Source organism: Mesorhizobium sp. M1E.F.Ca.ET.063.01.1.1, assembly GCF_003998155.1.
Taxonomy (GTDB): Bacteria; Pseudomonadota; Alphaproteobacteria; order Rhizobiales; family Rhizobiaceae; genus Mesorhizobium.
Genome location: NZ_RZSC01001069.1, coordinates 1 through 1,536, shown reverse-complemented (window position 1 = coordinate 1,536; position 1,536 = coordinate 1). Strand labels below are relative to the sequence as shown.

The 1,536-nt window shown below is 62.3% G+C and carries 2 protein-coding genes and 1 pseudogene; 1 reads left to right on the top strand and 2 read right to left on the bottom strand.

The window, feature by feature from the left end; all coding sequences use genetic code 11:
- Positions 1 to 218: pseudogene (locus tag EOA29_RS36075) on the bottom strand (molybdate ABC transporter substrate-binding protein); the annotation flags it as partial.
- Positions 219 to 374: 156 nt separating this feature from the next.
- On the opposite strand from EOA29_RS36075, the gene EOA29_RS36070 reads away from it, so the two are divergent.
- Positions 375 to 584, top strand: a complete 210-nt coding sequence (locus EOA29_RS36070) for a molybdopterin-binding protein (RefSeq protein ID WP_126093137.1) — start codon at positions 375 to 377, stop codon at positions 582 to 584.
- A 36-nt stretch (positions 585 to 620) separates the two neighbouring features.
- On the opposite strand, the gene EOA29_RS36065 is transcribed toward EOA29_RS36070, so the two are convergent.
- Complete coding sequence (locus EOA29_RS36065) at positions 621 to 1,415, bottom strand: thymidylate synthase (protein ID WP_126093136.1); 795 nt, start codon at positions 1,413 to 1,415, stop codon at positions 621 to 623.
- Between the last annotated feature and the right edge of the window lie 121 nt (positions 1,416 to 1,536).

The following is a 1,536-nucleotide window of genomic DNA, read 5'->3' as shown; positions in this document are numbered from 1 at the left end:
TGCTTGGCCAGCGCCGAGCTTGCCGCATAGGAAATGGTCGCCGCTTCGCCGACCTCCGGCTCGCAGGCCTTGTTGGCCGCATCGAGCGCGTCCTTGAGGCTCGCCGCGGCGAACACGACCACCTTGTCGTCGGCACGGGCCGCCGGCACGGCCGCCATCAACGCTGCCGCCAGTCCGCCGATGGCGAACGCCTTCAAGCCAAAGCCCTTGCCCGTCATGAAACCTCCCTGTTGAAAGTCCGTTCAGCTCAATGCCTTTGACCGATATATCCAGATGAACATAACAATGGAAGGCTTTTTAGCCTCGGGACCATTGTTAGGCGGGATCCTCCCAGCCTACGATGAAGCCCATTCGATACAGCGAAGGAGAGGCACATGAAGATCAGCGCCCGCAATATCCTGAAGGGCAAGGTCACCGAGATCGTCAAGGGAGCGACCACCTCGCATGTCAGGATCGACATCGGCGGCGGCGCCATCGTCACCGCTTCGATCACCAATGAAGCGGTTGCGGACCTCGCGCTCGAAAAAGGCAAGCAGGCCTACGCGGTGATCAAAGCGTCCGACGTCATGGTCGGGATCGATTGATGCTGGCGCGCCCCGCGTGGTGCGGGGGTGAGGCCCCTACACTGCAATAGGCGCCTTGATGCTGGCGTCGGCAAAATAGTTCTCGAGGCGGAAATCCTCGAAGCGGAAGGCGAAGAGATCCTTCACCTCCGGATTGATCCACATCGTCGGCAGCGGTTTCGGCGTGCGCCGCATCTGCTCGCGCGCCTGCTCGAAATGGTTCGAATAAAGATGCGCGTCGCCGAGCGTGTGGACGAAGTCGCCGGGCTTCAGCCCGGTGACCTGCGCCACCATCATGGTCAGCAAGGCGTAGGAAGCGATGTTGAACGGCACGCCGAGGAAGATGTCGGCCGAGCGCTGGTAGAGCTGGCAGGAGAGCCGGCCCTCCGAGACGTAGAACTGGAACAGGCAGTGGCAGGGCGGCAGCGCCATCGCCTCCACCTCGGCCGGGTTCCAGGCCGAGACGATCAGCCGGCGCGAATTGGGATTCTTGCGTATCTCCTTGAGAAGGCCCGCGATCTGGTCGATCCCGCCGCCATGCCCGTCCGGCCAGGAGCGCCACTGCTTGCCGTAGACAGGCCCCAGGTCACCGTTCTCGTCGGCCCATTCGTCCCAGATGGTGACGCCGTTGTCGTTGAGATATTTGATGTTGGTGTCGCCGGCCAGGAACCACAGAAGCTCGTGGATGATCGACTTCAGGTGCAGCTTCTTGGTGGTGGTGACCGGGAAACCGCGCGAAAGGTCGAAGCGCATCTGGTAGCCGAACACCGAGCGCGTGCCGGTGCCGGTGCGGTCGCCACGGTCGGCGCCGTTTTCCAGCACATGCTTCAACAGGTCGAGATATTGGCGCATCGGCTCCGCCTCGATTCGGATGACAGATGATCATAACCGACTGGCCGTCGGTCGAACACCGTAAAGCCCGTCACAAATGTGGATCGTGCGCCGTCGTGTCGGCGCGCCCTGGATTCTCCGG